The 26426-nt window shown below is 67.5% G+C and carries 21 protein-coding genes; 8 read left to right on the forward strand and 13 right to left on the reverse strand.

What is annotated here, in order from left to right; all coding sequences use genetic code 11:
* Positions 1-147: 147 nt before the first annotated feature.
* On the reverse strand, positions 148-357 hold the full coding sequence (locus AB0N05_RS18680; protein ID WP_364695238.1) for a hypothetical protein: 210 nt from the start codon (positions 355-357) through the stop codon (positions 148-150).
* 207 nt (positions 358-564) lie between these two features.
* On the opposite strand from AB0N05_RS18680, the gene AB0N05_RS18685 reads away from it, so the two are divergent.
* A complete protein-coding gene (locus AB0N05_RS18685; protein ID WP_364695241.1) occupies positions 565-1998 on the forward strand; it encodes an aldehyde dehydrogenase in 1434 nt (477 codons plus the stop codon).
* Positions 1999-2063: 65 nt separating this feature from the next.
* On the opposite strand, the gene AB0N05_RS18690 is transcribed toward AB0N05_RS18685, so the two are convergent.
* The 5 genes from AB0N05_RS18690 to AB0N05_RS18710 all read right to left on the reverse strand — a co-directional run bounded on the left by AB0N05_RS18690 (position 2064) and on the right by AB0N05_RS18710 (position 8034).
* Positions 2064-2699 (reverse strand): isoprenylcysteine carboxylmethyltransferase family protein, encoded by a 636-nt coding sequence (locus AB0N05_RS18690; RefSeq protein ID WP_364695243.1) that lies wholly within the window; start codon positions 2697-2699, stop codon positions 2064-2066.
* 134 nt (positions 2700-2833) lie between these two features.
* Positions 2834-3169: a LysR substrate-binding domain-containing protein gene (locus tag AB0N05_RS18695; RefSeq protein WP_364695246.1), complete on the reverse strand. Its 336-nt coding sequence runs from the start codon at positions 3167-3169 to the stop codon at positions 2834-2836.
* 237 nt (positions 3170-3406) lie between these two features.
* Positions 3407-5233: a phosphoenolpyruvate carboxykinase (GTP) gene (locus tag AB0N05_RS18700; protein WP_364695249.1), complete on the reverse strand. Its 1827-nt coding sequence runs from the start codon at positions 5231-5233 to the stop codon at positions 3407-3409.
* A 244-nt stretch (positions 5234-5477) separates the two neighbouring features.
* Positions 5478-7046 (reverse strand): hypothetical protein, encoded by a 1569-nt coding sequence (locus AB0N05_RS18705; RefSeq protein WP_364695252.1) that lies wholly within the window; start codon positions 7044-7046, stop codon positions 5478-5480.
* A 322-nt stretch (positions 7047-7368) separates the two neighbouring features.
* Positions 7369-8034, reverse strand: coding sequence for a hypothetical protein (locus AB0N05_RS18710; protein WP_364695255.1), 666 nt, complete (start codon positions 8032-8034; stop codon positions 7369-7371).
* A 223-nt stretch (positions 8035-8257) separates the two neighbouring features.
* Here AB0N05_RS18710 and AB0N05_RS18715 point away from each other — a divergent pair, with 223 nt between their 5' ends.
* Genes AB0N05_RS18715 through AB0N05_RS18730 form a run of 4 tightly spaced genes read left to right on the forward strand, consistent with a single transcriptional unit; the run spans position 8258 to position 14275 of the window.
* On the forward strand, positions 8258-9568 hold the full coding sequence (locus tag AB0N05_RS18715) for a lipase family protein (RefSeq protein ID WP_364695258.1): 1311 nt from the start codon (positions 8258-8260) through the stop codon (positions 9566-9568).
* Positions 9569-9627: 59 nt separating this feature from the next.
* A complete protein-coding gene (gene trmB / locus AB0N05_RS18720) occupies positions 9628-10431 on the forward strand; it encodes a tRNA (guanosine(46)-N7)-methyltransferase TrmB (RefSeq protein ID WP_364695261.1) in 804 nt (267 codons plus the stop codon).
* A complete protein-coding gene (locus AB0N05_RS18725; RefSeq protein WP_364695264.1) occupies positions 10428-11174 on the forward strand; it encodes an NYN domain-containing protein in 747 nt (248 codons plus the stop codon). The genes trmB and AB0N05_RS18725 overlap by 4 nt, the downstream gene beginning before the upstream one ends.
* Complete coding sequence (locus tag AB0N05_RS18730; protein WP_364695267.1) at positions 11174-14275, forward strand: MMPL family transporter; 3102 nt, start codon at positions 11174-11176, stop codon at positions 14273-14275. The genes AB0N05_RS18725 and AB0N05_RS18730 overlap by 1 nt, the downstream gene beginning before the upstream one ends.
* 79 nt (positions 14276-14354) lie before the next feature.
* Here AB0N05_RS18730 and AB0N05_RS18735 read toward each other — a convergent pair whose 3' ends face one another.
* The 6 genes from AB0N05_RS18735 to AB0N05_RS18760 form a co-directional block, all read right to left on the reverse strand.
* Positions 14355-16460: a DUF2339 domain-containing protein gene (locus AB0N05_RS18735; RefSeq protein WP_364695270.1), complete on the reverse strand. Its 2106-nt coding sequence runs from the start codon at positions 16458-16460 to the stop codon at positions 14355-14357.
* A gap of 116 nt (positions 16461-16576) precedes the next feature.
* Positions 16577-17389: an alpha/beta fold hydrolase gene (locus AB0N05_RS18740; protein WP_364695273.1), complete on the reverse strand. Its 813-nt coding sequence runs from the start codon at positions 17387-17389 to the stop codon at positions 16577-16579.
* A 78-nt stretch (positions 17390-17467) separates the two neighbouring features.
* Positions 17468-18091, reverse strand: coding sequence for a DUF1707 domain-containing protein (locus AB0N05_RS18745; RefSeq protein WP_364696470.1), 624 nt, complete (start codon positions 18089-18091; stop codon positions 17468-17470).
* A gap of 244 nt (positions 18092-18335) precedes the next feature.
* Positions 18336-18989 carry a response regulator transcription factor gene (locus AB0N05_RS18750; protein WP_364695276.1) on the reverse strand — a complete coding sequence of 218 codons (654 nt, stop codon included), beginning with the start codon at positions 18987-18989 and terminating at the stop codon, positions 18336-18338.
* Positions 18990-18993: 4 nt separating this feature from the next.
* The gene (locus AB0N05_RS18755; protein ID WP_364695279.1) at positions 18994-20196 is read right to left on the reverse strand and encodes a DUF5931 domain-containing protein; all 1203 of its coding nucleotides are present in this window, start codon (positions 20194-20196) and stop codon (positions 18994-18996) included.
* A complete protein-coding gene (locus AB0N05_RS18760) occupies positions 20180-21433 on the reverse strand; it encodes an AI-2E family transporter (protein ID WP_364696473.1) in 1254 nt (417 codons plus the stop codon). The genes AB0N05_RS18755 and AB0N05_RS18760 overlap by 17 nt, the downstream gene beginning before the upstream one ends.
* A 149-nt stretch (positions 21434-21582) precedes the next feature.
* On the opposite strand from AB0N05_RS18760, the gene AB0N05_RS18765 reads away from it, so the two are divergent.
* The 3 genes from AB0N05_RS18765 to AB0N05_RS18775 all read left to right on the forward strand — a co-directional run bounded on the left by AB0N05_RS18765 (position 21583) and on the right by AB0N05_RS18775 (position 24641).
* A complete protein-coding gene (locus tag AB0N05_RS18765) occupies positions 21583-23100 on the forward strand; it encodes an adenylate/guanylate cyclase domain-containing protein (protein WP_364696476.1) in 1518 nt (505 codons plus the stop codon).
* 4 nt (positions 23101-23104) lie between these two features.
* Positions 23105-24196 carry a YbhN family protein gene (locus tag AB0N05_RS18770; RefSeq protein WP_364695282.1) on the forward strand — a complete coding sequence of 364 codons (1092 nt, stop codon included), beginning with the start codon at positions 23105-23107 and terminating at the stop codon, positions 24194-24196.
* Between the two features lie 67 nt (positions 24197-24263).
* The gene (locus tag AB0N05_RS18775) at positions 24264-24641 is read left to right on the forward strand and encodes a DUF3054 domain-containing protein (RefSeq protein ID WP_364695285.1); all 378 of its coding nucleotides are present in this window, start codon (positions 24264-24266) and stop codon (positions 24639-24641) included.
* Between the two features lie 55 nt (positions 24642-24696).
* Here the strand turns inward: AB0N05_RS18775 and AB0N05_RS18780 are convergent, their stop codons facing one another.
* A complete protein-coding gene (locus tag AB0N05_RS18780; RefSeq protein WP_364695287.1) occupies positions 24697-26247 on the reverse strand; it encodes an NTF2-like N-terminal transpeptidase domain-containing protein in 1551 nt (516 codons plus the stop codon).
* Positions 26248-26426: the final 179 nt, after the last annotated feature.

Below are 26426 nucleotides of genomic sequence, written 5' to 3' on the forward strand. Positions count from 1 at the left end.
CTATAAAGCATGCTCGTTGCGCGTGCGGAATGCAATAGTGCGTTCAGCGAAAAGCGAACCGACAGGTCGGAATTCGATTCGGCACGATGCCATGAGTTAGCCCGAGGTGTGCGGAACCACTTGCACCCCTGCACTTCTGGCCGAAACTCAGAGGTCGGCCATGACCAGACGCAGTACGGGCAGTCCCTGACGATCGGACGGACGCGGAGCCTCGACCACCTCCACCCGCCAGCCGGGCGGCAGCACCTTCTGCAACTGGCTCGCAGCCCGCTGCATCGGAGTACTGGCGGGCATCGAAGCGAGTCCGGTTAATTCCGGGAGAATGAAACTATCGATGTCCACATCGGGCATGCCCATACGTCTACCTTTCAAAGCTAATTGAGCTAATTGAAAGCAACCGGCAGAACAGCGGTGTAGCGAGAGCTCTCCAGAGCATAAGCCACCCGCGGGCAAATCGAATTACAACCGCGCCCGACGGCGCCTTTGCAAAAAAGTCCACTCACCGGGACACCAGTCCCAACAAGGATCCAGACAGGTCAACGGCAAAACTGTAACGTGTTCTACATGGAGTACCAGAGTCTGTTCATCGGCGGCCGCTGGACCGCGCCCGCCGGCACCGACACCATCACCGTCGTCTCGCCCGCCACCCTCGAAACCGTCGGCAGTGTCCCCAACCCGACCCGCGCCGATGTCGACGCCGCGGTCACCGCGGCCCGGCAGGCCTTCGATCACGGACCCTGGCCGTCCACCCCGCCCGAGGAGCGCGCCGAGCTGCTCGCCCGCGTCGTGCAGCTGCTCGACCAGAAGGCGGGCGACCTCACCGCCGCCCTCTCCGCGGAAATGGGCGCACCGGCCATGGCCGCCGGCACCCTCAACTACGTGCCCGCGCGCGCCACCCTCGACTTCTACGCCGGGCTCGGAAAGTCCTTCCCCTGGACCGAGACTCGCACCGGGCTCTTCGGCACCACCCGGGTGTCGCGGGAGCCGATCGGCGTGGTCGCCGCCGTCATCGCGTGGAATGTGCCGCTGTTCCTGGCCGTCAACAAGCTCGCGCCCGCGCTGCTGGCCGGTTGCACGATCGTGCTCAAGCCCGCGCCGCTGACTCCCCTCGCGGCCAATATTCTCGCCGATCTCTTCGCCGAGGCCGGGCTGCCGGAAGGCGTGCTGTCGGTGCTGCCCGCCGAGGCCGAGGTCGCGGAATACCTTGTCTCCCATCCGGGTGTGGACAAGGTGACCTTCACCGGCAGCACCGCGGTCGGCCGCAAGATCGCGGCCATCGCGGGCGGTCAGCTCAAGCGCTGTTCCCTCGAATTGGGTGGCAAGTCGGCCGCGATCCTGTTGCCCGACATGGATATCGCGGAAATGCCGAAGCTCGCCTTCGCGGGACTCATGAACAGCGGCCAGGCGTGTGTCGCGCAGACCCGTATTCTCGCCCCGCGCTCGCGCTACGACGAAATCCTCGACGCGCTACTGGAATCCGTGCGCGCCTTCCCCGTCGGCCTGCCGAGCGATCCGGCCGCACAACTCGGCCCGCTCATCTCGCGGGCGCAGCGCGAACGAGTCGAGGGCTATATCGCCAAGGGCAAGGACGAAGGCGCCCGCCTGCTAACCGGTGGCAACCGTCCGGGCGATCTGCCCGGCTGGTACCTCGAGCCCACCGTCTTCGCGGATGTCACAAACACCATGACGATCGCCCGCGAGGAGATCTTCGGCCCCGTCCTGTCGGTCCTCCCGTACGACACCGAGGAGGAGGCCGTCGCCATCGCCAATGACAGCGACTACGGCCTGGCCGGTTCCGTCTGGACCACCGATATCGAGCACGGCGCCGCCGTGGCCTCCCGCGTGCGGACCGGCACCTACGCCATCAACTGGTACGCCTTCGATCCGTGTGCCCCCTTCGGCGGTTACAAGACCTCCGGCATCGGCCGCGAGAACGGCCCCGAGGGCCTGGACGCCTACTGCGAGCAGAAGTCCCTCCTCATGCCGATGGGCATGTAGGCCCGAACGAGAATGGCCCGCTCGCACCGAAACCGGTACGGGCGGGCCATTTCTCATATCGAGCACTACTCTCCGCCCGGCGAGACTCGCTGCCGGGCGAGCGGCCGGAACTGTGGAACCAGCGCGGGCACCGCGGCCCGATACTCCTCATAACTCCGGCCGAAGGTGGCGATCAGCATGCGGTCCTCGACCCGCACCCGCCACAGCAGCCACCCGACCACGAACACCAGAATCACCAGGGCCGCACCGAATCCCACCATGAGCGTGAGCCCGATCATCGTCCCGAGAATCCCGGTGTAGATCGGATGCCGCACCCAGCGATACGGCCCATCCGTCCGCAATTCGTGCTCCTCCTGAATCAGCGGCCGTCCCGCCCACATGGCCCCGAGCGCCAACCGCGCCCACACCATCAAGGCCGCCGACAGCACCACCAGCACCGAGCCCACCGCGATCAGCACGCGTGAACTCCAGCTCACCGGCTCCCACAGCGACCTCGGCAGCGCATACACCACCACGATGAGCACCACGATCCCGACAATCATCCCGGGCTCCGGCAGGAACGTGGACAGAAAATGCCGCACCCGCTCCCACAGCGACCCCGCCCGCCGCGCCGCGAACCACACCGCGGTCCCCAGCCACACCCACCCGACCGCCTGAATGCTCCAACCGGCCACCCGCACAAGCAGATCAACGATGTCCATCCCCCCAGGCTCCGCCCGCGGCCCCTCCCCAACCACCACCCTCGGCACGGCCCCCCTCCACCCACGGGTGGATTCACAAGATCAGGGAGCACTGGTTGCGCGAATTCGCCCGATTTCCCACCACCAGAGCTCCCTCACCGGAGTGCGGGGGCGAAGTGGGCGTGGAGGAGGGCGATGAAGTCGAGGACGTGGGGGCGGTCCTCGTCGGGGCGGGTTCCGGCGTACCAGGGTCGGGTTTCGCCTCGGGGGCCGATTCGTACCGTGGATACCTCGCCGCGGGCGGTGAAGGGCGCGACGACCCAGGATGGGAGGACGCCGACTCCCTCACCGGCGGAGATCAATTCGACGACCAGTTCGGTCAGCATGGGGACGGTCGATCCTCGAGGAGTCCCCTGCGCGGCACCTATCTGGTCACCCAGGCGGCGGTGCGCCGCATGATCGAACAGGGCCGGGGCGGGGCCGATCGTCAATATCACCACGGTGCTGCTGTCCCACGCGATCGGTTGATTTCCCGGCCAGCGCCGCACTGGCCTCCAAGGGCGGGGTCCGGGCGCTCACGGTGGCGTTGTCGGCCGAGCTTGCCGCCCATGGCATTCGGGTGAACGAGGTCGCGGCTCCGCCCGACGCTGAATCCCACCTAGAAAAAACGGCCCGCCCGCACCGGAAAGGTGCGGGCGGGCCGTTTCAAAGGCTTCGGAGACCAGCCGTCAGGCCAGGCGCTCCTTCAGGGCTTCGAACTCGTCGCGCACGCCCGAGGGGAGCTTGTCGCCGATGAACTCGAACCACTCCTCGATGAGCGGGATCTCGCGCTTCCACTCCTCGACATTGACCTTCAGGGCCTCGTCGACATCGGCGGGCACCACGTCCAGGCCCTCGAGGTCGAGGTGGGCGGCGGTGGGGACATTGCCGATCGGGGTGGCGGTGGCGTCGGCGCTGCCTTCGATGCGGCCGACGATCCACTCCAGCACGCGGGAGTTCTCACCGAATCCGGGCCACAGGAAGCGGCCGTCGTCGCCGCGACGGAACCAGTTGACGTAGAAGATCTTCGGCAGCTTGTTCGCGTCGGCGTTCTTGCCGAGGTTCACCCAGTGGCCCAGGTAGTCGCCCACGTGGTAGCCCATGAACGGGAGCATGGCCATCGGGTCGCGGCGGACGGTGCCGACCTTGCCCTCGGCGGCGGCGGTCTGCTCGGAGGAGAGCGTCGCGCCCATGAACACGCCGTGCTGCCAGTCGAAGGATTCGGTCACCAGCGGGACGGTGGTCTTGCGGCGACCGCCGAACAGGATGGCCGAGATCGGCACGCCCTGCGGGTCGTCCCATTCGGGAGCCAGGGTGGGGCACTGCGACATCGGGGTGCAGTAGCGCGAGTTCGGGTGCGCGGCAAGCGTCTCCGACTCCCGCTCGAACCAGTCGTTGCCCTTCCAGTCGATGAGGTGATCGGGGCGGCCCTCGAGGCCCTCCCACCACACGTCGCCGTCATCGGTGAGCGCCACATTGGTGTAGACCGTGTTGCCCGCGTCGATGGTGGCCATCGCATTGGGGTTGGAGCTGTGGTTGGTGCCCGGCGCGACGCCGAAGAAACCGAACTCCGGGTTGACGGCGTAGAGCTGCCCGTCCTTGCCGAAACGCATCCACGCGATGTCGTCGCCGAGGGTTTCGGCGCGCCAGCCCGGAATGGTCGGCTGGATCATGGCGAGGTTGGTCTTGCCACAGGCCGACGGGAACGCGGCGGCCACGTAGTAGGCCTTGTTCTCCGGCGAGATCAGCTTGAGGATGAGCATGTGCTCGGCCAGCCAGCCCTCGTCGTGGGCCATGGCCGACGCGATGCGCAGCGAGTAGCACTTCTTGCCCAGCAGCGCGTTGCCGCCGTAACCCGAACCGTAGGACCAGATCTCACGGTCTTCGGGGAAGTGGGTGATGTACTTGGTGTCGTTGCACGGCCACGGCACATCGGCCTGGCCCTCGGCGAGCGGCGCGCCGACGGAGTGCAGGGCCTTCACGAACGGGCGGTCGGTGCCGAGCTTCTCCAGCGCGGCCGAGCCGGCGCGGGTCATCACGCGCATGGACACGACGACGTACTCGGAGTCGGTGAGCTCCACGCCCAGCTTGGGGTCTTCCGCGCCGAGCGGGCCCATGCAGAAGGGCACCACGTACATGGTGCGGCCCTTCATGGAGCCGCGGTATAGCTCGGTCATGGTGGCGCGCATCTCGGAGGGCTCGACCCAGTTATTGGTCGGGCCGGCGTCGGATTCCTTGCGCGAGCAGATGTACGTGCGGGATTCGACACGCGCGACATCGGAGGGATCGGAGAGGGCGAGGTACGAGTTCGGCTTCTTCTGCTCGTTCAGCTTCTTGAACGTGCCGGCCGCGACGAGCTGCTCGGAGAGGCGCACCGCCTCTTCCTCGGAACCGTCGACCCAGACCACGCGGTCGGGCTGGGTGAGTTCTGCGACCTCCTGTACCCAGGCAAGCAGTTCCTTGTGCTCGGTGGGCGCGGTGCCATCGTGAAGACCAGGAATGGTCGCTGAGGTCATGAAAACTCTCCTGAGATGGGCGGCTCGGGGCGGCTCGAGCTGGGTCTTCGTCCCAGTTCGCGACACCGAGTGCCACCAATTGCGGCAAGGCCTCCGCCCGGCTTGCCGGTAGCACGTCCCGGATGGACGGCGTACAAGGACGAGGCGGACGCCCAGGTTCCTGTCATAGAGGTTAACGCCATATATCCCGGGCTATGGAATCGGGTTGTCCAGTCGGTACCGGGTCGAAACCTCCGACCAGCGGCTATACACATTCGAGTGCGGCAAGGTCACGTTCACATGCCAGGGAAAGCCCTGGTCGCCGTTGCGCCGCTCGACGCAACTGCGCCTCCAATTCTCCTACCCGACGGTCTGTTTCGACCATGCGCGCCGCGGTGATTCCGACCACCCGATCCGTCAGCCGCTCCTCGGCCTCCACGAGCGCCGTCGCGACCCGCTGCTCCAACTGCGCCTTCACATTCACCAGGGCGTCGGACACCCATTGCTGCAGGTGAGAGCGTTCCAACAACTGCCCGCGGGCCCGCACCACCCATCCCGCCGCGGCGGCACCGAGAAGAAGACTGACCGGCATGATGGCGTACTCGAGGGCCTCGACCAGCGCCAAGGGCGTCACCAGCAACCGCCCCAACCCGAATCCGGCCGACGCCCCCAGCGCGACCACCAGATGATCCTCGACGCCCCGGCACCGCGGCTCCGGATCCGCCCCCACCCACGGCGAATCCACCTGCCCCACAACCGCACCCACCTGGCCTTCCACCGCCTCCCACCCGCTCCCGCCCACGGCCTGCCCACCCTGCCGAGTCACCTCACGCAGCCGAATCCGGGTGGCGCGATCCACTTCACGTGTGAGTTTTTCCACTAAATCCTGCAATCGCCCCGGCACCCCGCCATACCCATCCCGCCCCAACCGCTCGATATCCCCGCGCATCCCCGCATTCAAGGCGCGAATCCGCACCCCCACCTCATGCAGCAGATCCACCCGAGCCAGATGCAGCCGATTCCGCACCGCCGCGATCCCCGCCCCGCGCCCACCATCACCCCGGGCCAACAGTGTGGCCCGCTCCTCCCGTAGGGCCGCCACATCCCCACCCCCGAGCAACTCCCCCAACTGCACCCCGATCCGCCGCCGCGTCTCCTCGACCACTCGCTCCCGCACAATCCCCACCTGATCCCCCACGGCCCCCGCCCCCACCGCCGCCACCAACCGCGCATGCAACAACCCCAGCCCCGACCGATCCAGCAGCGCCCCATCCCCCAGCCCCCGGGCCACCCCAGCCATTCGAGCCGAAACCGCCACCACCTCCGCCCCACCAAGCAGTTCCACGTCCCGATCCCGCACCCTCTCCCATTCCTCATGCGCATGAATCCCCTCCAGCGCGAACACAACCCGAGTCCCCATCTCCCGCAACCCCCGCACCACTCCCAACATCTCCCGCCCGATCGGCGACCCGCCATCCAGCACCACCAACGCCACCGCCGCCGGCCGCACGCCCTCCCCAACCCCGTCACCCATCGCGGCCGCGCGCCTTTGCGACTCGCCGCCCGTCGTGGCCAACTCCACCCGAGGCGCGCACCTGGCCAGTTCAACCCGCAGCAGCAGGGTGTTGGCGTCCTCTCCCCCGATCAATGCCACTTCCCCACCGCCTGGGCTCGCCTCGGCCCCGATGGCATCGAGCAGCGCATGCCCATGCGGATTCCACCGCGCCACAATGGCGTCCGCCGCTGCCGGAAGCCCGGACCTCCGGCACTCGTCGACCTCGGGCGACTCGTGCGGTGCAGCGCTGAGCGGGCGCACACCCGCGGCGGCAGGCACGACGTCACCAGGCAGCGGCTCTGCAACTTCCCGCAGCCGTTCGACCGCGGGTTCGAGCGGCTCCGGCGCAGCGGCCGACCGGACCGGCGGCGGCAACATCAGGGAGCCCGCCGGTGAATCCGAATCCCGAGGCGGGGAGACCGAATTCGCTCTCAGGTCAAGCGGGGGCAAGTCCAGTGAGCCGAGCCGCCTGGACGCAGTGGCAGGCGACTCTCGAGCACCTGGCGGTTCCGGCGCATTCGGCCTGTCGGCGGGAGCGAGTTCGTGGTCCAACACTGCACATTCGTTCCCGCGACCTGGGATGGCTTGCCCACGCTCGAATTCAAGGCTGCGGGCTTGCGGTGACCTGCTGGTACAGGCGGTAGAGGTGTTGGTGGAGTGGGTCTATTCCGGTGGCGCCGTGAAGGATTTGCAGCAGGGCAGCGGAGGACAGGGAGGGGTCTCGGCGGAGGGCTACGAGGGCGCAGGAGATGCCGTAGAGGGGCCAGCGGGTCAGAAGGGATTGGCGGGCTTGGGCATCGGGGGAAAGCGTCGGGGAGGTGAAGAGGTCGGCGGAGAGGGTTAGTGGCGGGTCGGGGTGGTGGAGGTGGTTATGGAGGGTGGCGAGGTCTTCGGGGGTGACGGTGGTGGTGCGGGTGCGGGCCGCCATGGAGCCGACAAGAGGGAATACAGGGAGAGCGAGGGTTTCGGTGTGGGATTCGGCGGCGGTGGCGGCGTCGGACCAGTGGGTGCCAATGGCGTCGGCTTTGTTGAGGATCACCAGGGTTCGGGTGGATGGGAGGGTGGCGAGGATTCGGCGGTCGGCGGGGTGGAGCGTGCCGGGGAGGACGTAGAGGTAGAGGTCGGCGTCGAAAACGGGGTCTGGGTGAGCGGGGTCGTCTACGGGGAGGGTCTCTTCGGCGGAGATGAGGGACAAGGCATTTCGGACGGTGGATTTGCCGGAGCGGGCTCGGCCGGTGATCTGGATTCGCGGGGGTGCGGGGGTCACGATTCGGGAGCGTAGGGACCGGGTTTGAAACGGCGCGGGCGTTTTCGGCGACAACTGATCAGGGCCGGGCGTGTCCGGTGAGTGGGATACGGGGTGGTCTGGCGGGGTGGGTTTTTCTGTGCGGCAGCACAATTCGGTGCTACCACTCTTCACAGATACCCGCGATTCACCTACTGTTTCGATCCGGTCGGCGCTTGTGCCGGGCGTGGACTAGGAGGATGCGATGACCGTCGTCGATGACGTCATCGGGAGGCCGTTGCCGCCCAGCCGGGATCCGTTCTTTCAGGCGCCCAGAGCGTTCGCGGCCAAGGCTCCGGGGACGGTGCTGCGCAGCAGGGTGGTGGAAGTCGCGCTGCTGGGGCTGGTTCCGCAGCAGGTGACGGCGTGGCAGTTGTTGTATCGGAGTACCGATTTGCATGGGCGGGCTGAGGTCGCGGTCACCACGGTGCTGCTGCCCAAGGGTGCGACGCCGGATTCGGAGCGGCCGTTGCTGGCATTCCAGTCGGCCATGGACGCGGTGACCGATCGGTGTGCGCCGTCGTATGCCTTGCGGCGCGGGGCATTGTCGCCGGGTTCCATTACGCAGCTGGAATGGCTGCTGGTCGCGAATGCGCTGCGGCGCGGGTGGGCGGTCACCATTGCCGATCATGAAGGCCCGAATGGAAGTTTCGGCGCGGCCCGGGAGCCGGGTTATCGCGCGCTCGATGGCGTGCGGGCGGCCCTGCGATTCGTGCCGATGGGATTGCGGCCGGATACGAAGGTCGCGGTGTGGGGGTATTCCGGTGGGGGAATGGCCAGTTCGTGGACCATCGAGATGGCCCCGGAGTACGCACCGGAATTGAATATCGTCGGCGCGGCCCTGGGTGCGCCGGTGGGCGATCCGCGCGAGGTCTTCCTGAGTTTGAACGGCGGCATGTATTCCGGCTTCCCGGCGATCGTGATCGCCGCGCTGGCGAAGGTGTATCCGCAGTTGGCGGAGGTCGTCGGCCGCGATTTCACACCGCAGGGCCGTCGCATTCTGGAGCGAGTGGAGGGTTTGGGCCCGATCGCGGCGCTGCCGCTGCTGGTGGGGCGGCACCTGGACGATTACCTGCATCGCCCCCTGGAAGAGGTGCTGCCGGAGCTCGAGCCGATGTTCGACGATCTGCGGCTCGGCAATTCGGCTCCGGCGTGTCCGGTGCTGGTGGTGCAGCCGGTGCACGATCAGGTCATCGGGGTGGCCGGGATCGACGCTCAGGTGCTGCGGTATCGGGAGGCGGGTGTCGCGGTCTGGTACGTGCGGGACCGATTGAGCGAGCATTTCTCGCTGCTGCCCCTCGCGACGCCGATGAGTCTGGATTGGCTGGCGGATCGGATCGCGGGGAAGCCCTTGCCCGCCCCGCACACCAAGACCGTCTGGTCGGTCGCTTTTGCTCCGCAGCACTGGCGCAGCATGGTGGAAATGGCCACTACCGCAATGCGTGTCACGTTCGGAATGGCTTTGCGGCAACAGTCCCGACCGGTCCCCGCCGAGGCATCAGAGCTGGCAGCCTGATTGATGGCACGCGCCCTTACCCGTGGTCGATTGCTGCGCTAATCATCCAATACTGGACAATGGACGCCGTGAACGACGCCGCGAACCACACTGCCGAGCCAGTCCCCGGACCGCGGTCCGCCGACGCCCCCGGTGATGCCGATCACGCCGGCGGGAACCGCCTCTACCCACGCGTCACCAGCTTCCGCTCGCGGCGCGGCGCGCTCACGCCGTCACAGCAGGAATCCTGGGCGCGCATGTGGCCGCGCATCGGCGCGGACGTCTCCGACGAGAAGCTGGACGGCGACGCCTGGTTCGGGCGCTCCGCGCCGCTGATCATCGAGATCGGCTGCGGCACCGGCACGGCCACGGCCGCCATGGCGCAGGCCGAGCCGCAGTTCAACCTGATCGGCATCGAGGTCTACAAGCCGGGCCTCGCGCAACTGGTGCAGCGCATCGAGCGCGAAAACATCGACAACATCCGGGTGTTGCGCGGCGATGCGGTCGATGTGCTGGAAAACATGATTGCTCCCGAGTCGCTGACGGGTGTCCGAGTGTTCTTTCCGGACCCGTGGCCGAAGGCGCGCCATCACAAGCGACGGCTGTTGCAGCCCGCCACCCTGACACTCATCGCGAGTCGCCTGCGTCCGGGCGGCGTGTTGCATGTCGCGACCGATCACGCGGATTACGCGGAATGGATTGCCGAGGTGGGCGCGGGAGAATCGCAGCTCATCGGCCTTAATGAGGCCACTGGGGGAAACTCGGACGACTACCGAGAAAACGCACCGATTGGTTTTGAACGTCCGATTACCAAGTTCGAAAACAAAGGACTCCGCGCGGGTAGCGCCATCACGGAGTTCATCTGGGGGAAGATCGAATCATGAGTGTCAGTGAAATGGTCCCGGAGGTCGCGGATGTTGCCGAAATAATGCACGGCACTGCTTCCACCGAACTAACGGGCAGCACGGGCCTCGGCGGCACCACCAATGATGTGCGCCGCGTCCTACTCGTCTGGGATGCACCGAACCTCGATATGGGTCTCGGTGCGATCCTCGGCGGCCGACCCACGGCCGCGTACCGCCCGCGCTTCGACGCCCTCGGCCGCTGGCTGCTGGCGCGCACCGCGCAGCTCTCCGTCGGCAGCGTGCAACGGGTCGAACCCGAAGCCACCGTCTTCACCAATATCGCTCCCGGCACCGCCGATGTCGTGCGACCCTGGGTCGAAGCGCTCCGCAACGTCGGCTACGCGGTCTTCGCCAAACCGAAGATCGACGAAGACTCCGATGTCGACAGCGACATGCTCGCGCACATCGAGCTACGTCGCCGCGGAGCCGGACTGGCCGGCATCATGGTGGCCTCCGCCGACGGGCAGGCGTTCCGCGCCCCCCTCGAGGAGATCGCCGCCACCGGCATCCCTGTTCAGGTGCTCGGTTTCCGCGAGCACGCGAGTTGGGCCGTCACGTCGGATATTCTCGAGTTCATCGACCTCGAGGACATCCCGGGCGTGTTCCGCGAACCACTCCCGCGGGTCAGCCTCGAGTCGCTGCCCGACGAGGGTGCATGGCTGCAGCCGTTCCGGCCGCTGACCGCTCTGCTCACCTCCCGCCCCGCTCAAGGAGTCGCTTAGTGTTCACCCGCTGGGGCGACCTGGTCTACAAGCTGCGCTACACCGTCTTCGGTGTGGTGGTGGCCGCCATGCTCGGGCTCGGAGCCTTCGGGCTCGGGCTCGAAGACCATCTCAGCTCCAGCGGCTGGTTCGATCCCACCTCGCAGTCGACAAAGGCTGCGGAACTGAAGGATTCGGTCTACGGCCGCGATCACAACAGTGATGTGGTGCTGCTCTACACCGCACCCGAGGGCAAGACCATCGACGATCCCGAGTTCGCTCAGAAGGTCATCGACAGTCTCAATAACCTGCCCAAGCTGTACCCGGAGATCACCGGGGTCAATGGCGCCTATTGGAAAACCGATAAGGGCCAGTGGATTCCGAATGTGGCGGGCAGCAAGGACAAGAAGTACGGTTTCGCGACCGTCGCCATCAAGGGCGACAACGACACCGACATGCTGCGCAATTTCGGCAAGGTGAAGGACGACTTCGGGATTCCCGGCATCAAGGTCGAGGTCGCCGGTCTGCAACCGATCGCGTACACCCTGAACAACACCATCGCCAGCGATGTGAAACGCATGGAGTTGCTCGCGATTCCGGCCGTCGCGGTGCTGCTGTTCTTCATCTTCGGCGGTATCGTCGCCGCGGCGCTGCCGCTGATCATCGGTGGCCTGACGATCCTCGCGTCCAACGGCATCATCATGGGGCTGACCAAGTTCACCGAGGTGAACTCGTTCGTCTCCGCGGTGGTGTCGATGATCGGCCTGGGCCTGGCCATCGACTACGGCCTGTTCATCGTGAGCCGATTCCGCGAGGAACTGGCCGAGGGCTATGACACGCGTGCCGCGGTACGACGTTCGGTGATGACCGCGGGCCGCACCGTGACGTCCTCGGCGACCATGATCATCGCGGCCAGCGCGGGCATGCTGCTGTTCCCGCAGGGCTTCCTCAAGTCCGTCGCCTACGGCACCATCGCGGCGGTCCTGCTGGCCATGATCTCCGCGCTCACCGTGCTGCCCGCCCTGCTGGCCGTGCTCGGCCCGCGCGTGGACATGCTGGGCCTCAAGTGGATTCGCCGCACCAAGACCGCCGACGAGATCGAGAACGGTTTCTGGGGCAAGATGACCGCGTGGGTGATGAAGCACCCGCTCAAGGTCGCGATCCCACTGACCATCGGCCTGCTGCTGCTCATCATCCCGGTCAAGAACCTGCAGTTCGGCGGGATCAGCGAAACCTATCTGCCGCCGAACAATAAGACCCGTGTGGCGCAGGAGCACTTCGACGAGCTCTTCCCGCTGCGTAAGACGGATCCGGTCCAGCTGGTGATCATCACCGATAATTCGAGGGATATCGGCGGGATCCTCGCGCAGGCGAATCAGGCTCCCGGACTGGTGAAGAACGCCCAGTTCGGCGTTCCGGCCAAGCCGCCCAACGGTTCCAATGTGTGGGTCACCGACGCCACCGTCGAGGACGATGCCGACGCCACCGTCGACTATCTGCGTTCGATGGAAGTGCCCGATGGTGCGGAGGTCATGGTCACCGGCCAGCCGGTGATGATGTCGGACAGCGTCAAATCGCTGCTGGACCGCATGCCATTGATGATCGCCCTGGTGCTGCTGGTCACCACGGTCCTGATGTTCCTCACCTTCGGTTCACTGGTGCTGCCACTCAAGGCAGCCCTGATGAGCGCGCTGGGCTTGGGCTCCACGCTGGGCATCCTGACCTGGATCTTCATCGACGGCCATGGCGCGAGCCTGCTGAACTTCACGCCACAGCCGATCATGTCGCCGGTGCTGGTCCTGATCATCGCGATCATCTACGGCCTGTCCATCGACTACGAGGTGTTCCTGCTATCCCGCATGGTGGAGGCGCGCACGCAGGGTGCGAGCACCACCGAGGCGGTGCGAGCGGGTACCGCGCAGACCGGGCGCATCATCACCGCGGCCGCCCTGATCCTGCTGGTGGTGACGGGCGCGTTCGCGTTCTCCGATCTGGTGATGATGCAGTACATCGCGTACGGCATGGTCGCGGCGCTGTTCATCGACGCCACGGTGCTGCGCATGCTGCTGGTGCCGGCCATCATGAAGCTGCTCGGCGACGACTGCTGGTGGGCTCCGACCTGGATGAAGAAGATTCAGCAGAAGATCGGCCTCGGCGAACCCATCCTCGATGATGAGCGGCCCGGCGGCGGTGAAGTGGTCGACCTGGTGAAGACCACCCCGGTCACCGATCCGGTCACCATGCAGATTCCGATCATGAACCTGGACGGTTCCGCGCCCGCTCGCCCGGCGCGGCGGCCGCGCCCAGCCGTTCGCACGGTGGAATCGCATCCCGAGGCGCAAACTCAGCGCATCGACACGACCCAGCGCGCCGATCTCCCCGCCGACCCCGCCCCGGGCGGCACGACTCCCGGCGGTGCCGGAATGTCCGGTGGCGCTTCGCGTCCCGGCCACGGGGTCACCCCCTCGGCCATGACCGGCCCCAGCTTCGGCAAGCCCGCCGGTCCGGCCTTCGGCGCACCGGTCGGTGGCACCGATCCGATCCCGGACAAATCCCCCGACTTCAGCTCGCTCTCCGGCGGTTCGGCGGGCCCGATCCCGAGCGCACCGTCCACCCCCGCGCCGGTGGACACCGGAACTCCGGAACCGACGGTGCGAGGCCGCGACGGCTCCTTCTCCCCGCAGTCGGGTGCCGCACAGCCCGGTGTGATGCCGTCGGTCTCGCAGCCGATCGCACCTGCCCCGCAGACGGATTCGCCGCCCGCGTCGCCCCCGGTCGGCGCGGATCGCGTCCTCCCCCCGCCCGCGGCGCCGAAACTGGCCCCGCACCCGGCGACCCGCGCGCAGCTGTATCAGCCGCACGCCCCGGAACAGCCGCACGCCCCGGAACCGGAGCAGGCACCCGAAGCCGCTGCCCCCGAACATCATCCGACGCACCACTCGGTCGAGGATCATCCCCCGGCCCCAGGCGGTCGCAGCAATATCGAACAGTGGATGTCGGACCTGCGCTCGGCTCGCCGCCGCACCGACAAGACCACCGACGATGACGAGGGCAAGCACCGCGGCAATGAGGGCCGCACGGTGAGCGTCAATGAGCTCCTGCGCCGCCAGAACCGCGACTGATCCACACACGTGAAACGCCCGGCCGGGATTCCTTCCCGGCCGGGCGTTTTCGTTATCGAACTAGTTCGGTGTGATCGAGCTAGTTCGGCTGAGCTTGGGTGGTCTCGGGGCGATCGGCGGCTTCGGCGAAGGCCCGTGCATAGCGGGTGCCGACCAGGAGCAGCAGGACGCCCACCGCCAGGAAGGCTGCCGCCCGGATGAGGCCGTCGAGGGTGGCCAGGTCGAAGAGGAACAGCTTGGTCAGGGCGGCCGTGGTGAGCAGGAGTCCACCCGCCAGGGCCACCTTGGCCTGTTGCGGCGCGCGGGACAGGCGGCGCAGGCCGAAGAACAGGGTCGCGGTGGCCGCCGCCATCCAGATGATGGTGGCAATGCTGTGGCCCGCGAGGAATCCGTCGGGGCGGCCGGTGGCCACGCCCAGGGAGACGGTCAGAGCGGTCACGACGTAGAGGCCGGTGAGCCCGCCGACAACCGCGACGGCCGTGGCCTCGGATTCCTGATCGGCCAGGCCCAGACGGCGTACGCACCACAACGCTGTCGCCAAGGTGCCCAGAGCCGCCACAGCGGCGAAGGCGGTCGAAATACCCAGGTGGTGTTCGGCATTCCACTGACCGGCCAGCTCGGACGGGCCCGCGATATCGAGGAAGGCCAGCGCACCGATGACCGCGAAGGCCGTGCCGAGCCCGGCGGTGACGCGGGAACGCTGCTGACCGGCGACGGCCAGGAAGCAGAGCGCGACCAGGAACAGGGCGATCGACAGCGTCTGGATGCGAGTGACACCGATGCACGCCTCCAGCAGGGCGAACGAGCCCGTCACCGCGAGAACCACTGCCAGGTGTCCCGGAATCCGAACCCGCTCAGCCAGTTTCGGCACCCACGGGACTCCGGCCAGGGAGAGCAGGACCGCGGCGAAGACGGCCGCGATGACCACCGACAGGGGACGATCGAACATGACCGGGGCAGCGAGCAGCGGAACCGCGGCCACCGCGAAGGCCAGGGCGGCGGTGATATCTCCGGGCCGACGGCGCACGACCAGCACAGTGCCCACCAAACCCACTGCGGCGACAGCGATCGCGGCAGCCAGCACCTGGTACTTCTCACTCATCGACGACGACCCGAGAGCCGTACCCGCGACCACGACGAGTGTGGTGAGCGCGGCCGGAGCAGTACGAACAATGTGCAGGTAAGGCCAATCACGCTGCAACTGCACCGGAGTGGCGGCGATCTGCAGCACGATCAAGAACGCGAGCAATGCCAATTCGGTGGTCACCACCGGCGAGAGCAGCGCCGCCCCGAGCACCACCAGCACGGCGAGTGCCTGCGAGCGCCAGTGCAGCGCGAGCGCCACCCCACCGGCCGCGATCCCGAAGGCGACCACATACCCGACGGCAGGTGACAGCCACCCGTAGATCGTGGTCACCGCAACGACATTCAGGTATCCCCCAGCGATACCGGTTGCCGCCAGGGCGATCGCCCCGACCTGTCCGCCGACCTTGCGGTGCACCCGCATCGCGACACCGACAAGTGCACCCGAGAACAGCGCCCCCGCAATAACTCTCGGCACCGGCCCGAAGAACCCCGCCTGCGCGGCGAGCACCAGCAGCATCACCACGCCGATCAGCGTGACGGCCACCCCCGCCACCGCCAGCACTCGACTGATCACCCCTTCGCGCTGCCACCATGGCGCCCGAGGCTCCCGCACCGGCCGCGGCTTCCCGCCTCGGTACGCGGGCTGCCCGAGGGCACCGCCCCATCCCTGCTGCCCGTATCCCGCTGCGGGAGCACCGGTCCGAGGATCCGGCATCGGCCGAGGGTATGCGGGCAGCGATCCCGCAGGGCCCGGCGCGGACGAACCGACTTGCGGAGCCCATGGACTCCACGCGGCCGGTGCCTGCTGACCGCCTGGCTGAGCCACGGGTGGCGTCGGCTGGGCCGCGGGCGTCGGCGCGACGGGCGGGGCGGCGGTGGGCATGGCATCGCCCGTCACCGGCGAAACGGTGGCGGGCGGTGTGGTGGCGTCGGGTTGCGACGCGGGCGCCGGTTCCGGGGCGTCTGTGCGGCTGCGGTCGGCGACGACCTGGCAGCGGAGCACCTCGAGGTCGCGGCCGAGCACACCCATGTGCTCGCTGAGCGAGGTGAACTCGTTCGACAACCGTGCGATCAACCGGGGATCGATGGCGGTATTCATGGCAGCAATGCTCGCCCGGTGAGGGCCTGCCACACCTGAGTAGAAACACTCGATCGGCGGTCGATTACTACGCGATTACGCAGTTCAGCGGCCGATACGGGAATCCACGGGAGCGGTCAGGCGGTGTCGGCGCGGGCGATGGTGGCGCGGATTTCCTCAGTGATGGAGGCGGGGGCCTCCAGCATGGGGATGTGGCCTACGCCGGGGAGGTGGCGGATTTCGATGGCGGGAGTCGGGGTGAGGGGGGCGTACACGTGAGGTGGGAGGACCCGGTCGTGTTCGGGGAGCAGGATGGTGGTGGGCATCTTCAGGTCATCCAGATGGGTGAAACCTGTTGGGAGAGTCGGGTCTTCGGACAGCTCGGCGGTGATGGTACAGCGAGTGACCGCGGCGGCCATGGATTTGGCGAGCGGGTTGGGGACGTCGGCGGGACGGTGTGCCAGCAGGGGAACCACGAGGGGGCGGAGCATCGAGGGGACCGCGGGCTGACCGTCGGGGGTGAGGCCGATGAGGGGCGCGAAGGCGAGGAATCGGCGGAGCAGCGAGTCCGCGGCGGCGGGGGTGCGCCACAGTCCGGCGGGGGCGATTGCCGTGACGGAACGGGCCCGGCCGCGGGCGGCGAGCTCCAGGGCGATCCAGCCGCCCAGCGAATTACCGACGATATGGGCTGTGGGCCAGCCGGTTTCGTCGAGGAGTTGTTCGATGTAGTCGACCAGGGAGGTGACGGTGGCGGGATGCTCGGCCTCGGGTCCGCCCCAGTGGCCGGGGAAGGTGGGGGCCAGGACGTCGTGGTCGGCGCTCAGGTCGTCCAGGACGGGGATCCAGGACTGCCAGGTGAGCAGGACCCCGTGCAGGAGCAGGAGGGGTTCGCCGCGGCCGGAGCGATGGAGTGGTTCCGGTACCGCGTCTGCCGTGCCACCTGCCGCCATGGGCGTGACGATACCTGCCGGAACCACTTGCCGCCGACGCCGATTCGCCGCGTACGACTCAGCTCACACCGATCCGGCTCAGGCCCCGTTGAGGAAACGCTTCCACTGGGTGCCGAAGGGGTGCTTGGCGCTGACCGAGCTGAAGCGGAGGGTGCCGTGCACGACGAGGTGCAGTGGACCGTAGCCCGGCCCGGTACGCACCTTGGTATTGATGCTGGAGCCGACCAGGCTGATGCTGTTCATGTCGACGGTGGCCTCGGGCGGGACGATCAGATCGAGCGAGGAGCAAAACCCGCTCGTCCGGATCTCGACGACCTGGGTGGACATGACCGCCTGGGTGAAATCCAGGGTCACGCTCGACAGGAAGTTGTCGACGACCAGGACCGGCGGCACCTGCCAGCCGCCCTTGCGATCCACGCTGGACAGCCGGGCGCGAATGACATGGCCGGGCACAGCGGGACCGGGCATGCGCGGGGGTTGCACGAAGCGCGGCGGCGCGGACGCGGGCTGCCCGGCCAGCCGGATGCCCGGCAGGTCGACCAGCACCGAATTCAGTTCACCGCGCGTCTTGGCCGCCAGCGCGGTGTCCATGCGCTCGGTGAATTCCCCCAGAGACAGCATGCCGAGCCCAACGGCGCGTTGCAGCAGCCGCCCGACATGTTCGCGTTCGATATCCGATACCCGCAGATCACGATCGCCGATCACGCCCGGCTCGACCGCGGCCTTGACCACTGAGACCGATTCAGGACCACCCATGCCTTCGAGGCTAGCGAGACCCGGCCCCGCTGCACATCAGGGCAATCCCTGATGCTTACCCGCCTCTCCGCGTCTTCAGCGCCCGGCTGGGGTGCCGTCGACCGTCATGCACGCGTGGCAGCGGTCGGGTGCCGAACCGATTTTGGGCGTACCCGGTGAGTTACCCAGACCTTGCGAGACCAGTTGTCAGCTATTCGAGACCTTGTTCTATGGCGTAGCGAGTTAGTTCAACCCGGTTGCCTAGCTGAAGTTTGCGCAGCGTGGATTGCACATGGTTCTCGACGGTGCGGTGGCTGAGCCCGAGGCGTCCGGCGATCTGCTTGGCGGCCAAGCCTTTCGCCACCATGCGCAGCACTTCGGTCTCGCGGTCGGTGAGTGCGGGCCGATGCGGTTCGTCGCGGTCGGGCGGGGTGTTGGCGATGCGGCGGTATTCGCCGAGGACGAGTCCGGCCAGGCCGGGGGTGAAGACGGCCTGCCCGGCCGCGGTGGCGCGGACGGCGTCGAGGAGTTCGGTGGCGGAGGCGCTCTTCACCAGATAGCCGATGGCTCCGGCCTTGATGGCGTCGAGGACGTCGTCGCGTTCGGCGGAGGCGGACAGCACCAGGACGCGGGTGCGCGGGGAGACGCGCAGGACTTCGGCGGTGGCGTCGGCGCCATTGCCGTCGGGGAGTTGCATATCCATCAGGACGACGGCGGGCTGGACGGCCGCCGCGCGCCGCCCGGCCGCGCCCACGCTGTCGGCGGTGGCGACCACGTCGAATCCGGCCTCGGCGAGGTCGCGGGCGACGCCGTCGCGCCAGATCGGGTGGTCGTCCACCACCATGATCGAAATCTGTTCGGGCATGGCGTTACCTCCACTGCTTCCGTGGTACCCGGAATTCCCATTCCGCGCCGTCGTCCTCGGCCTCGGCATGCGCTTCGAAGAGCAGTTGCGCGGTGCCGTCGAGGGCGGCGATGCGGCCGATGATGGAGCGCGAGACTCCCATGCGCCCTTGTTCCTCCGCCTCGGCGAGCCGTCCGGCCGGAATGCCCGGCCCGTCGTCGCGGACGCTGATGATGAGTTCGCCGCCGGTGTCCTCCAGCAGCACATAGGCTTTCGCGCCGGGTCCGGCGTGCTGGACCACATTGGCGAGGGCGGCGGCCACGGCGGCGGAGATCTCGCGCGCCTCGAATCGTCCGATCGGCACCGGTTCGCCGGGGGTGGAGACGAAGACGGCGGGGGTGGATTGCGCGGTGAGCAGCGGCCGCAGATCGATGTCCACTCCCCCGTGGTCGCTGCGGTCGCCCTGTTCGGAGATGAGGACGCGCAGCGCCACCTCCTGCTCGCCCGCGCGTTGCGCCAATTCGGCGGTGGGGCCGCCGATCTCGGCGCCGCGGCGTTTGATGTAGCTGAGCACCTGGAGCACGCCGTCGTGGACTTCGCGGGCGAGGCGTTCGCGTTCCTTGGCGGCGGCGGTGAGTCGCACCGCGCGCTGAAGCTGTTCCTGGGCGCGGCGGGCGGTATTGGCGGCGAGTCCGATGGCCAGCCCGACCGAGACCAGTACGGGCGCGGTGGCGTCCCGCCAGATATCGAATCCCCATTGCGAGCGCGCGGTGAGTATTGCCGCGGCAATGAGGAATCCGGAGCTGATGCCCCCGAACGGCCCCCACAGAATGGCCGCCGACATGACCGCATTGGCCGCCCACAAGGTGGTGGGCAGGGTCTGATGTCCGTGATACCAGTCGTATTCGGCGACCAGCCGGGTGGCGAAGACGAGCAGCACGACCACCAGGTGATCACCGAGCACGACGGCGATGCGCACCCGTTTCGCATCGCGAATCCGCCACTGCGACAACAGGAGTGCCGAGACGCCGGACCAGACCGCCATGAGCGCGATCAGTACCCAGCTGAGCCGCTGATCGCTGTAGTGCGAGACCGACGCGAACTGCTGCCCGATCGCATAGATAAGTGTGACCAGCCGGAAGGCCTGCGCCGCCCGCCAGAGTGGCGCGGTGGCGGCATCGTCCGGATCGGGTTCGACCTCCGGACCGGTGTCAGTCCGCGGCGTCACCGGCGGACTTCGGCGTGTCGGGCTTCGATGTGTCGGGCTTCGGTTCATCGGGCGCGGCATCGCCCGCCGGGACGGGCACCTCGTATTTATCCGGGCCCGAGATCTCGTCCGGATCGGCGCTGTACATGCGCTCGTGCGGCTCGCCGGTGTGCAAATCCTGAAACAGCTCTTCGGGCGTGTCGGCGAGCAGCGAGCGCATGGCGGTATTCAGCACCGCCACGAACGGCACCGCCAGCAGACCACCCGCGATACCGGCCAGCACCACGCCCACCGCGATGGCCAGCACCACGGCGAGGGGATGGATGCGCACCGCGCGGCCCATCAGCAGTGGTTGCAGCACATGCCCTTCCAGCTGCATGACCGCCACCGTGATGCCCAGCACGATCAGGGCGGTGACCAGGCCCTTGGTCATGAGCGCGATGAAGACCGCGACCGATCCGGCCAGGAACGAACCGATGATCGGAATGAACGCGCCGATGAACACCAGCGAGGCCAGCGGCAGCGCCAGCGGCACATTGAGAATCGCCAGGCCCGCGCCGATGCCGATGGCGTCCACCCCGGCCACCAGGACGGTGGCCCGCACGAATCCGGTCAGCGTGCCGAAGCCGAGCCGTCCGGCGGTCCGCACCCGTTCCCGCTGCGCGGTCGGGATGAGGCGGGTGACGAATGCCCAGATCTGATCCCCGCCGTAGAGGAAGAAGATCAGGATGAACAGCGTCAGGAAGGTCCCGGTGAAGAATTCGCCGATCACGGTGGCGGTGGTGAGCGCGCCGCTGGTGAGCGTGTCCTGATTGGACTCGATGGTCTTGAGAATATTGTCGCCCGCATTGCGGATCTGCTCATTGCTCAGGTGCAGCGGCCCGTTGATCAGCCAGTCCTGGATCTTGTGGACACTGTCCTTGAACTCGTCGGACAGCTGCGGCACACCGGTGACGAACTGTTCCACGACGAAGGTCATGATCCCGGCGAGCAGTCCGAGCGATCCCGCGAGAGCCACGAAAACGCCCAGCGAACGCGGCACTCCGAGCCGCTGCATCATGTCGACCAGGGGTGCCAGCAGGGCCGCGGCGAGCAGCGCGATGGACAGCGGAATGGTGACGCTGGACAGGCGATGTGCCAGGTAGGCGACGGCGAGGACGGCGGCCAGAATGATCAGCAGTCGCCACGACCACTCGGCGGCCTTGCGGACGGTCGGGTGGACGGCCGTGGAGTCGGCGCTGGAGCCCGGGCGGCGCACCCCGTCCGACTTGCCGGATTGTGCAGACGTTGCCTGGACCTCGCTCACATCGGCGAGCCTATCCGCCGAAACCTCCGCAGGCATGCGCACATGATCGAAACGCTAGATTGGTTCCTGTGTCAGCGCCCTTGGAAGCGGTCAAACAGACCATGCGAACCCGCTGGCCGCTGTACCTCGCATCGATGCTCGCGGCCAATGCGTTCGGTGCTGTCCTGGTGTGGGCGTTCATCCAGTACGGACTGCCCGTTCCCGAGGGCGATACCAATGCCACCCGCGAGACCGGGCTGCTGATTCCCCTGCTCATCGGCTTCGTCGGCGGCGTGTTCAGCCTGACCGCGTCGGCGCTCATGCTGCGGCCGGTCATGCGCTGGCAGATGCGCGGCGGGCCGCCGAGCCGCCAGGAGCAGATGGCCGCGCTGCACGCGCCCCTGCGGCAGGCCATCGTGCATCTGGTGCTGTGGCTGATCAGCGGCGCGGTCATGGCCTCGCTGATCATCGTGCGGGCCCCGGAGCTGGCCGCCGCGGTGATCGTCACCGAATGTATGGCCGCCACCATCGTTTTCGGTTTCACCTACATGCTGGGGGAACGGATTCTGCGGCCGGTCGCGGCCGAGGCGCTGACCGTCGGCGCGTTCGATCACACCCTGACGCCGGGCGTCGGCACCCGCATGGCCATGACCTGGGGCATGGGCACCTTCGCGCCGACCATTGCCATCGTGCTGCTGTGCGTCACCCAGATCTCTTCGCGCGTACAGTTTTCCGCGCAGTCGCTGGCGGTATCGATTCTGCTGCTGTGCGGTGTGGTGATCATGCAGGCGCTCGCGCTTTCCATGCTCACCGGCTCGAGTATTTCCGATCCGATTCGCCAGCTCAGCCAGGCCATCGATCGCGTGCAGGAAGGCGCGCGGGATGTGCAGGTGGAAGTTTTCGACGGTTCGGAAATCGGTCTGCTCCAGGTTGGCTTCAACCGAATGATGGGCGAAGCGGCCAAACGCCGCGAACTTCAGGAATTGTTCGGTCAGCATGTCGGCGAGGATGTGGCGCGGCGGGCGCTCGAGTACGGCACGGAACTCGGTGGTGAAACCCGATTCGTGGCGGTCTTGTTCGTGGATATGGTCGGTTCCACCGCGACCGCCGCGGAACGCCCGCCGACCGAAGTGGTGAACCTGCTCAATGAGTTCTTCCGCATCGTGGTCGATGTGATCGACCGCCATCACGGCTTGATCAACAAATTCATGGGCGATGCCGCACTGGCCATCTTCGGCGCGCCGCTGGACCGCCCGGACGCGCCCACCGCGGCCCTGGCCGCCGCCCGTGAGCTGCGCGAAGCCCTGCGCGAGGTGCCCGGTCTGGATATCGGCATCGGCGTCTCCGCCGGACTCGCGGTGGCCGGGAATATCGGTGCGGCAAATCGTTTCGAGTACACCGTGATCGGCGATCCGGTCAACGAGGCGTCACGGCTCACCGAACTGGCCAAGGACCGCCCCGAACGCGTACTGACCTCGAGCAGCGCACTGTATTTCGCCGATCAATCCGAACAACGACATTGGGTGACCGGCGAGGATGTGCAGCTGCGCGGCCGCCGCCGGAAAACCCGTCTGGCCTGGCCCAAGGAAAGTACCGGCATTATTGATGCAGACGAGGTACCGGCGAGTTCGTTAGGCTGACGACGTGACGGCCCACGGTGACCTGGCCGGCGAACCAGCGCCGCCCGCGGAGAACGCGAGACGCGGCAGATTCTGGTGGGCCAAATGGGTTCTCGGCGTCGCACTCGTGGCCCTGCTGATTTCCGAAGGCGTATATCTATATCCGCGCCTGCACGATTCCTGGAAGAACCTCACCGAAATCCATTGGGGCTGGGTCGCCGCCTGCATCGTGATGCAGGCGGTTTCCATGAGCGGGTACGGGCGCATCCAGAAGCAGCTGCTGCACGCCGGTGGGGTGGAGGTCAGCCAGCGCAAATCGGTGTCGGTGGTGTACGGCTCGACCGGTATGGCGCTGACCCTGCCCGCGGGACAGGTCTTCTCGACGGCGTTCACCTATCGGCAGATGCGCCGCTGGGGCGCGAGCCCGATCGTGGCATCCTGGCAGCTGGTCATGTCCGGTGTGGTGGCGGCCGCCGGGCTGACCCTGCTCGGCGTGTTCGGCGCGGTGCTGGCAGGGGACCGGATCGGGCCGACCAAGGTGATCCTGACCCTGGGCACGGTCGCGCTGCTGATCTTCGCCTTCAACTACATCTCCCGGCATCCCGGCGGCCTGGAGGGGCTGCTGCGGCGAATCGTGCGGCTGATCAACAGGATTCGGCGTAAGCCCGCCGAGGACGGCATGGACAAGGTCGGCGAGATCCTGGACCAGCTGGAGTCCGTGGATCTGGGCAAGCGCGACGGCGCGTGGGTGACGGGCTGGGCGCTGGTACACCGCCTCGCCGATGTGGCCTGCCTGGGTCTGGCCTGCTACGCGGTCGGGGCCGAACCGCGCATTGCCGGGCTGATGCTGGTGTTCGCCGCCGGAAAGGCCGTGGGGACCATTCCTTTGGCGCCGGGCGGCATCGTCTATGTGGACGCCACCCTGATCTACTCGCTGTCCGCCGTCGCCGGGCTGCCCGCCTCGCAGGCGGTGGCGGCGGCCTTCCTGTATCGCCTGATCAGCTTTATCCTGGTGGCCATTGTGGGCTGGATCGTCTTCCTGTTCCTGTTCCGGAAACCGCAGGCCGACGATGCCCAGTTCGAAGAGGAATTCGAGCAGCGCCGCGGTCGCGGTTGATCCACCCCGCACAGTCACTCGAGTGTCCCTGCACAATCGGGTGGGCCGGGCACATTAACCTGTGCGCGTGAAGAAACTGGTGCCGTTCGCCGTCGATGTCGTGCTCGTGATCGTGTTCTGCGCGATCGGGCGGCGCAGTCACGACGAGGCGGTCGCGGCCGGTCTGCTGCGTACCGTGTGGCCGTTCGGCACCGGTCTGCTGCTGGGCTGGGTGATCGCCATCGCGGTGGCGGCGGGGCGGGAAGGGGCCAGTGCCGCAAAGCGTTTCGACGGTCGCGCGCTGTGGCCGACCGGCGTCATCATCTGGCTGTCCACCCTGATCGGCGGCATGCTGCTGCGCGTGGTGAGCGGGCAGGGCACCGCTGTCAGCTTCATCGTGGTCGCGACGACCGTCCTGGCCCTCTTCCTGCTCGGCTGGCGCGCCGCCATGAAGGCCTTGCGCTGACCATGAGACAGATCGGGCCCCGTCCGGTGGACGGGGCCCGATCCATTTCCGTCGTCTAGTCCGGAGTCGCCAAGGACTGCATGAGCCTCGCGGCCATGCGCGCGGTGGCATCCCCGCTGTCCACATCGTCGATGTGGATGGCGAAGGCGAGGTCGCCCATGGTGGCGATGAGCCAGCCATTATTGCCCGCGGTGGCGGCGAAGGCCTGCACGCCCTGATAGCGGTTGAGGCTGGCCAATTCCGGGGCGTTCGCGCCGTCGCGGAGCATGGTGCGGACGCGCTCGGTGACGTCGCCGGGGAGGGCGGCGAGGTCGGCCTCGGTGGTGCCGGGCTGGCCGATGGTGATCATCGGCTTGGGCACCTGGCCATTGGCGATGGCGGCCGCGGCAATGGCCATGCCCCACGGGCTGGCCAGCAGCGAATCACCGGCATTGCCGCGCGCGACCGTCTCCGCGCCGTTCTTGCCATTGGGCAGGCGGCCGGTGGTCTCGTCCAGGCCGGGCACCTTGAAGTCGATGCCGATGCCGAGCAGGCTGGCCGCATCGGCGGCGTCATTGACCGACACATCCTGCGGGGCCTTGTTCTTGGCGACCGCGGCCATGTTCTTGAACAGCTCGATCATGCCGCCGACCGGGTACAGCCCGGTGAAGGCCACCGAGCCGTGCGCGCTGGCGTAACTGTTCTGGGCGGCCGCGACCAGTGCGCCCGAGGACGGCTGAATGGCCACGATGGAGGCGGGCGTACCCGCGCTCACCACGGCGTCCTCGGCGGCGCGCTGCAGGCGCTGGTCCATGGTCGCGGCGATGGCCGGGCCGGGCGGGCCCTGTTCACCGGCGAGCTGGGTGACGAAGGTGCCGTCGGGTTCGAAAAGCTGCACGCCCCAGCCGGAGTGCTGATCGCGATTGTCCTGCCAGACCTTGGTGAGCGCGTCCAGCATGGGCGACCACACCCGCCGGTCGGCGGCGATGAGCCGCGGCTGCTTCTCCATGACCACGCCCGCGATGCTGGCCATGCGGGGTTCCAGGATATTGAAGTCGCCGTCGCGCAGGTTGACCGCGACGACGGGCTTGCCGCCCGAGGTCGACAACTGTTGCATCAGAGTCGCTCCGGTGATGAGCGGGGCGACCGGTTCGATGGCGTCGGCCAGGGCATTGGTGGTCGCGACCGGGTCACCGGTCTTGGTCGGGTCGACCTTGATGACATTGATGGTCTGCTCGGTCATGAGCGGCTGGCCGACCACGTCATTGACCTGCGGCGAGGGCGCGGCGTAGGTGCGCACCAGTTTGGCGGTGCGCTTGGAGTCCAGCTGCGGCATGATCAGCGCCGGATCCCAGGAGATGCGCCAGCCGACACTGAGTTTGCGAATGGTGCCCTGGAGGTCGTACTTCCAGTTCCGGTTCTCGCCGAAGTTCCAGGCCGCGGTCATGCTGAACAGCCCGGTATTGCCGTCGAGTCCGATGTACTGGGTGAGCGCGTAGTCGGGCTTACCCGGATCGAGCCCGGCGAAAACTTGCTTCAGCGTTGCGGAAGCACCGTTCGGATAGGACGTCAGCCGCGCCGCGCCGTCGTAGTCCTTTTCATCGAGCAAGGTCGCGAACCGTTCCACGACCGCCTCCGCGCCCGTTGCCCGTTCCCGAAAAGTGCATGACCCCATCGCGATCGCGAGGGCCGCAACCCCTGCGAGCACGATTGCGCCGCGTATCCGGAAGCGGCGGGATCCCCACACATCCATATCGCCCACTCTTCACTCTTGCCACATCAGCAACAGGACCACGGTACCGCGTG

This window comes from Nocardia sp. NPDC051030 (genome assembly GCF_040683015.1).
GTDB lineage: Bacteria > Actinomycetota > Actinomycetes > Mycobacteriales > Mycobacteriaceae > Nocardia.

Bases quoted from the DNA above. Each gene is read 5' to 3' on its own strand.
- AB0N05_RS18680 (WP_364695238.1), bottom strand. From the start codon at position 357: ATGGGCATGCCCGATGTGGACATCGATAGTTTCATTCTCCCGGAATTA.
- AB0N05_RS18685 (WP_364695241.1), top strand. From the start codon at position 565: ATGGAGTACCAGAGTCTGTTCATCGGCGGCCGCTGGACCGCGCCCGCC.
- AB0N05_RS18690 (WP_364695243.1), bottom strand. From the start codon at position 2,699: ATGGACATCGTTGATCTGCTTGTGCGGGTGGCCGGTTGGAGCATTCAG.
- AB0N05_RS18700 (WP_364695249.1), bottom strand. From the start codon at position 5,233: ATGACCTCAGCGACCATTCCTGGTCTTCACGATGGCACCGCGCCCACC.
- AB0N05_RS18715 (WP_364695258.1), top strand. From the start codon at position 8,258: ATGACCGTCGTCGATGACGTCATCGGGAGGCCGTTGCCGCCCAGCCGG.
- trmB (WP_364695261.1), top strand. From the start codon at position 9,628: ATGGACGCCGTGAACGACGCCGCGAACCACACTGCCGAGCCAGTCCCC.
- AB0N05_RS18725 (WP_364695264.1), top strand. From the start codon at position 10,428: ATGAGTGTCAGTGAAATGGTCCCGGAGGTCGCGGATGTTGCCGAAATA.
- AB0N05_RS18735 (WP_364695270.1), bottom strand. From the start codon at position 16,460: ATGAATACCGCCATCGATCCCCGGTTGATCGCACGGTTGTCGAACGAG.
- AB0N05_RS18740 (WP_364695273.1), bottom strand. From the start codon at position 17,389: ATGGCGGCAGGTGGCACGGCAGACGCGGTACCGGAACCACTCCATCGC.
- AB0N05_RS18750 (WP_364695276.1), bottom strand. From the start codon at position 18,989: ATGCCCGAACAGATTTCGATCATGGTGGTGGACGACCACCCGATCTGG.
- AB0N05_RS18765 (WP_364696476.1), top strand. From the start codon at position 21,583: ATGCGAACCCGCTGGCCGCTGTACCTCGCATCGATGCTCGCGGCCAAT.